Genomic DNA, 5,843 nt, shown 5'->3' on the forward strand with positions numbered 1-5,843 from the left:
CGATATGCGATCAGGAGCCGCCCGCCGCAACCCTCGCGAAGACGAGAACGTCGACCGCGCGGGCACCGCCCCGCAGGAGCGTGCGCGTCGCGGCCGAAACCGTGGCGCCCGTCGTGTAAACGTCGTCGATCAGAAGCACGCGCCGGCCCTCGAGACCGGCCGCCCGGCCGGCGCCGAGCGCGAAGGCACCCCTGAGGTTGCGCTCGCGCTCGGAGGCGGACAGCCCCACCTGCGAACGCGTCGCGCGAACACGCCGCAGCATCAGCGGCTCGAACCGGCGGTCGTGCGTCCGCGCCAGATGGCGCGCCAGTTCCGCCGACTGGTTGAAGCGACGCCGCAGGAGGCGTCGCGAGTGGAGCGGGACCGGCATCACCAGGTCGGCCCCGGCCAGAAGCTCCGCGCCTGCCCGCCCCATCCAGCCGGCCATGAGGGGCACGAGGTCGGTGCGATCGCCGTATTTCAGCGAGGCCACGAGCCGCGAGCCGAGACCCTGGTAGAGAACGGCGCCGCGCAGGCGCGCGAAGGGCGGCGGGTTGGCGATGGCCTCGGGCGAGACCTGGCCCGGCCCCGGATCGGCCGCGAAGGGCAGGCCCAGCACTTCGCAGAACGGAGGCTCCAGGAAGCGCAGATCGCGCCAGCACGCGGCGCAGACAGCCGGAGTGGTCGAGACGGCGGTTGCGCAGCCGGCACAGACCGGTGGATAGACGAGCGAGAGCAGCGCTCCCCCGAGCCGGCGAAGTTGATGCGCCGTTCCATCGTGTGTCGCCATCGCCCTCGACCGTCCCGCCGGCTTGACGATACCGGCCCGCACCGCAGCTACAAGGGTCCGGCTCCGGCCGTCCCCAAGAGACCCCTGAAGGATCCCATGGCAGAACAGGCCCCCTTCGATCGCGCGCTTCTCCTGTCGCGCCGCCGCCGCGCGGCGCGGCGCGGCGGGACGGGCGCCGAATTCCTTGCGGGAAGCGTCGCGGCGGAACTCTCTGAGCGCCTGTCGCTGGTGCAGCGCCGCTTCGAGACCGGTGCGGATCTCGGCGGGTCGGGCGGCGAGTTGTCCGCGCGCCTTCGCGCCGGCGGCCAGATCGGTCACCTCGTGCGCATGGAGGGCAGCCTCGACCTCCTGTCCGGCGAGAGCGGCGTCGTCGCCGACGAGGAAGCGCTTCCGTTCCGCGACGAGAGCCTCGATCTCGTCGCGTCGGCCCTCTCACTCCATCTCACCAACGACACGCCGGGCGTCTTCGTCCAGGTGCGCCGGGCCCTGCGGCCGGACGGGTTGTTTCTTGCCGCGCTTCTGGGCGGCGAGACGCTGAACGAGCTTCGCGCCTCGCTTCTTTCGGCGGAGGCCGAGCTCGAGGGCGGCGCCTCGCCCCGCGTCTCCCCCTTTCCGGACCTTCGCGACGTCGGAAGCCTCCTCCAGCGCGCGGGGTTCGCCCTGCCGGTGATCGATCAGGACCGGCTCACGGTGCGCTACGGATCGATGTTCGAGCTGATGGCGGACCTCCAGGCCATGGGCATGACCAGCGTCCTCAACGCGCGCTCGCGCCGGCCCGTATCGCGGCGGCTCTTCCTGCGAGCCGCCGAACTCTATGCGGAGCGGTTCGCCGACGCGGACGGGCGCATCCGCGCGACGTTCGACGTCGTCTACGTGTCGGGCTGGCGCCCGCACGACAGCCAGCAGAAGCCGCTGCGGCCGGGCAGCGCGAAGGCAAGTCTCGCCGAGGCGCTGACGCCGAAGGCTTGAGATCGCCGCTGCGACTTTCAGGTTTTGGGGGAAAGCACATCGACGACGGCGGTACTCAACCCACGCCATTGATCCTCGACGGAGGTTCCAGTCGCGGTTAGCGCACCGACGATGGCCATCGCAATCAGGGCTACGAGCAATCCATATTCGATGGCGGTCGCGCCGGATCTGTCGCGGCGGAAGGCGGCCCAGATGGTCATCGGCAGGCCCCGCGCTGCGAGCCGTCGGGAAGGCGCAGGCAGGGCCCTCCGTTCGGCAGGCTGAGCGGGCCGCCGGCCGGATACGAGACGCTCGGCCGCACGATGGATCCGGTCAGGGTGGCATCGAGCCCGTCTGGCGCGTCGAGCGCGATCGGGCGATCTTCCTGCCGGCCGGGAGCGGAAGCCAGCGTCAGCACGAGAGCTGCGGCGAGCGGCCCCGCTAGGAGCGATGCACGCAGAAGCGCCCGGACGGTTTGCCCGCCCCGGCGATGACGATGGTGGCCCGGCCCTGTGCGCAACATGCCCTCCGGCGTCCCTGACGACGGGACGGCGACGACCGTCCGATGGGAACCGTCGCACGAGAGAGGTGAAGTCGCGCTTAAGGATCGTGCTTAACGCGGGAGCGGTGCGCTCAGACGAGATCGATCAGGAAGGGGATGAGCGGCAGGTCGGCGGGCGGCATCGCGAGGTCGCGCAGGTCCCTCGCGCGCACCCAACGCAGGCGCTGTCCCTCCATCGAGCGCGGGATGCCCTCGTAGCGCCGGCAGACGTAGAGCGGCATCAGAAGGTGGAAGTCCTCGTAGGTGTGGCTCGCAAAGGTGAGCGGCGCGAGGCAATCGGCCTTGGTCTCGACGCCGAGCTCCTCGCGCAGCTCGCGGATCAGCGACTCCTCGGGCGTCTCGCCCGGCTCGACCTTCCCGCCCGGAAACTCCCAGAGCCCGGCGAGCGACTTTCCGGCCGGGCGCTCGGTCACGAGGATGCGGCGGTCGGCGTCGATCAGCGCGCAGGCGGTCACGAGCAGCATGCGGGGTGCGGGCATCCGGCGTCCTCAGGCGGTGGCGGCGCCGGGCGGCGCGCGGTAGCAGTAGCGATAGGCCTCGCGAAAGCCGAGCCGCCGGTAGAGCGCGAGCCCGGCCGCATTGTCCGCCTCGACCTGGAGCCAGCCGGTGCGCGCCCCCTTATGCTGGGTATGGCGCAGGGCCGTCGCCACGAGGTCGATGCCGATACCCTGCCGACGCGCCTCGGGCGCGACCGCGACATCGAGGATGCCGGCGAGGTCGTTGTCGGTGATGGCGAGCGCCACGCCGATCGGCTCGCCCCCCTCGCTCTCGCGAACGAAGAAGGCGGCCGGCGGTCGGATCGACGACAGGACCTCGTCGAGCCCAGCCCGCATCTCGGCCGGGCGCCGGTGGACGTGGAGCGAGGCGTCGAGATAGCGCCGCCCGTCGCGGATCGGGATGCGGTCGATCGCGTCGTTGAGGTCGAGCGCGGCAAGGTCCGCGGTGAAGACGACGGACTCGCCGAAGCTTTGCCAGCCGCTCTCGTCGAGATGGCGGATAAGGGCCGGCGGGCAGAGCGGCGACTGCCGGAACAGGAGGGTGCGCCCGGCCGCCACGAAGCGCTGACGCGCATCCGTGATGCGCGCGGCGATGTTGGCCTCGTCGCCGGGATCGAGCGGGTTGACCGAGTTCAGGCGCTTGGCCGGGAAGCTGGGCGTCAGCCGGACCGCCCAGGTCCCGTCGTAGAAGGTGCTCGAGGCCGGCCACGCGCGAAAGCCCGCCGCCTCGAGGCGGCGGACCGTGGTCAGGCTCGGAGCCCCGTCAGCTCCGGTAGTCGCCATTGATCGCGACGTATTCTTTTGTGAGATCGCAGCTGTAGACCGTCCAGCGCCCCGAGCCTAGGCCGAGATCGACGCGAATGGCAATCACCTCCTCGCGCATCGCGGCGGACGCCTCCGCTTCGCTGTAGGCGGGATCGCGCTCGCCCTCGTGCGCCACGCGCACGTTGCCGAACCAGATCGCGAGGCAGTCCCGCTCGGCCGGCTCGCCCGCCTTGCCGACCGCCATCACGACGCGGCCCCAGTTGGCGTCCTCGCCGGCGACGGCCGTCTTCACGAGGGGCGAGTTGGCGATCGAGAGCGCGATGCGCTTGGCGGAGCGCGCGTCGCTGGCCCCCTCCACCGTCACCTGGATCTCCTTGCGCGCGCCCTCCCCGTCGCGCGCGACCTGCCGCGCGAGGTCGAGAAGAACCGCATCGAGCGCCGCCGCGAAGTCGGCGAGCGCCGGGTCGTCGGCGCCGGAGGGCTCCGGGTTGTTGGCCGCCCCCGTCGCGAACACGAGAAGCGTGTCCGAGGTCGAGGTGTCGGAATCCACCGTCACGGAGTTGAAGCTGGGGGCGACCGCGCGTGCGAGGAGCGCCTGGAGCACGTCCGGGGCGATACGGGCGTCGGTCGCCACGAAGCTCAGCATGGTCGCCATGTCGGGCGCGATCATGCCGGCGCCCTTGGCGATGCCGTTGATGCGCACCTCGGCATCCCCGATCCGGACGCTCGCGGTGGCGACCTTGGCATAGGTGTCGGTGGTCATGATGGCGCGCGCCGCCTCGAGCCAGCCGTCGGGCGCGGCGCGGTCGGACAAGGCGCCAAGATGCGGCACGATCTTGTTCGGATCGAGCGGCTCGCCGATCACGCCGGTCGAGGCGAGGAAGACCTCGTCCGCCGAGCAGCCGGCGAGCTTTGCCGCAGCCTCGGCCGTGGAATTCGTGGTGGCGACGCCGTGCCGACCCGTGAAGGCGTTGGCATTGCCGGAGTTGACGACGAGGACCCGCGCGCGGCCACCCGCAAGGGCGCGGCGGCAGTGATCGACCGGGGCCGAGGGGCAGCGCGTGGTGGTGAGGACGCCCGCGACCGCCGTTCCCTCGTCGAAGGCCATCAGAAGGACGTCGGTCCGGTCGCGATACTTGATGCCGGCGGCTCCCGTCGCGATTCGAACGCCCCGCACCGGCGGCAGGTCGGGAACGGAGCGGGGGGCGAGCGGGGAAACGGCGGTGCTCATGGCTCTCCTGGCGCGGTCACGCGGGATACGCGCCGGGGTTTGCCCGATGCCCCCGCCGCCCGCAAGCCCGCAGACGCGAAGGGCCGGCGCGCCTCGCGGCGCGCCGGCCCTGTCACCGCATCGGGTCGATGGGTCAGTTGGCGGGAGCGGGCGCCGTCTCGGTGCCCGGCGGCACGGTCTCTGCGTCCGAGGCCGCCTCGTCGGCCGCAGCCTCCGGGTCGGCCGAGTTGCCGCCCGCCATCAAGCTCTCCATGGCCTCGACCTGCGTCTTCAGCGCCGGATCGAGATACTCGACGCCCTCGGACTCGCGCGCCTTCTGGACCATGGCGACGTACTTCTCGCGCATGACGATCTGGCGCACCTGGTCCTTGACCTGCTCGAACGCAGGCGGCTGCTGCTTGCGCTTCTCGAGCACCTTGATCACGTGGAAGCCGAACTGCGACTGCACCGGCTCCTTGGTGTAGGTGCCCGGCTCCAGCGCGAAGGCGGCCGCCTCGAAGGGCGGCACCATCTGACCCGGCCCGAAGAAGCCGAGATCGCCGCCGTTGGCACCCGACGAGTCCTTGGACTTCTCGGCCGCGACGGCCGCGAAGTCCTTGCCGCCGTCGAGTTCCTTGATCACCGCCTCGGCCTCCTCCTTGGTGGGCACGAGGATGTGCTGGGCGTGGACCTCGTCGACAGGCTTCATCGCGGCGACTTCCGCGTCGTAGCGGGTCTTGAGTTCCGCGTCGGTGATCGCCGACAGGCCGTTCTTCTCGAAATAGGCGTTGTGGAGCGCGCGCTCGCGCAGGAAGGCGAGCTGGCGGGCGACGGCCGGGTCGTCGCCGAGCTTGGCGGCGTTCGCCTCTTCCGCCAGCGCCTTGATGTCGATCAGCGCCGAGAGCACCGCCACGCGCTGCTGGTCGGGCGGAAGCTGGCCGAACTGCGAGGCGAGGTCCTGCGACGCCGTGTCGAGGTCGGCCTGGGTGATGGTCTGGTCGCCGACCTTGGCGAGCGGGGTCTCGGGCGCGGGCGGCGGGGTGGGAGCCGGCGCGGGAGCGCTCGCGGCGGGGGCGGGCGCGGCGGGCGTGG

At 71.6% G+C, this 5,843-nt stretch carries 8 protein-coding genes; 1 reads left to right on the forward strand and 7 read right to left on the reverse strand.

All coding sequences use genetic code 11. The features are described 5' to 3' along the window. Positions 1-10: 10 nt before the first annotated feature. Complete coding sequence (locus tag AUL35_RS16135) at positions 11-769, reverse strand: ComF family protein (protein WP_062016578.1); 759 nt, start codon at positions 767-769, stop codon at positions 11-13. A gap of 96 nt (positions 770-865) precedes the next feature. On the opposite strand from AUL35_RS16135, the gene AUL35_RS16140 reads away from it, so the two are divergent. After that, positions 866-1,738, forward strand: coding sequence for a methyltransferase domain-containing protein (locus tag AUL35_RS16140; RefSeq protein WP_062016580.1), 873 nt, complete (start codon positions 866-868; stop codon positions 1,736-1,738). A gap of 17 nt (positions 1,739-1,755) precedes the next feature. Here AUL35_RS16140 and AUL35_RS16145 read toward each other — a convergent pair whose 3' ends face one another. From AUL35_RS16145 to AUL35_RS16165, 6 genes are all read right to left on the reverse strand, one after another. Then, a complete protein-coding gene (locus AUL35_RS16145) occupies positions 1,756-1,938 on the reverse strand; it encodes a Flp family type IVb pilin (RefSeq protein ID WP_062016582.1) in 183 nt (60 codons plus the stop codon). Further along, positions 1,935-2,240 carry a hypothetical protein gene (locus tag AUL35_RS22220; protein WP_156418036.1) on the reverse strand — a complete coding sequence of 102 codons (306 nt, stop codon included), beginning with the start codon at positions 2,238-2,240 and terminating at the stop codon, positions 1,935-1,937. The genes AUL35_RS16145 and AUL35_RS22220 overlap by 4 nt, the downstream gene beginning before the upstream one ends. A gap of 110 nt (positions 2,241-2,350) precedes the next feature. Further along, positions 2,351-2,758 (reverse strand): (deoxy)nucleoside triphosphate pyrophosphohydrolase, encoded by a 408-nt coding sequence (locus tag AUL35_RS16150; RefSeq protein ID WP_062016584.1) that lies wholly within the window; start codon positions 2,756-2,758, stop codon positions 2,351-2,353. 9 nt (positions 2,759-2,767) lie between these two features. Then, positions 2,768-3,559, reverse strand: coding sequence for a GNAT family N-acetyltransferase (locus AUL35_RS16155; protein WP_062016586.1), 792 nt, complete (start codon positions 3,557-3,559; stop codon positions 2,768-2,770). Next, positions 3,540-4,772, reverse strand: coding sequence for a bifunctional glutamate N-acetyltransferase/amino-acid acetyltransferase ArgJ (argJ, locus tag AUL35_RS16160; protein WP_062016588.1), 1,233 nt, complete (start codon positions 4,770-4,772; stop codon positions 3,540-3,542). Before argJ ends, AUL35_RS16155 begins: the two co-directional genes overlap by 20 nt. A 133-nt stretch (positions 4,773-4,905) precedes the next feature. Next, positions 4,906-5,843: peptidylprolyl isomerase (locus AUL35_RS16165; RefSeq protein WP_062016589.1), on the reverse strand; the 938-nt coding region annotated here is incomplete at its 5' end.

Origin of the sequence: Aureimonas sp. AU4 (genome assembly GCF_001463765.1) — a bacterium.
GTDB lineage: Bacteria > Pseudomonadota > Alphaproteobacteria > Rhizobiales > Rhizobiaceae > Aureimonas.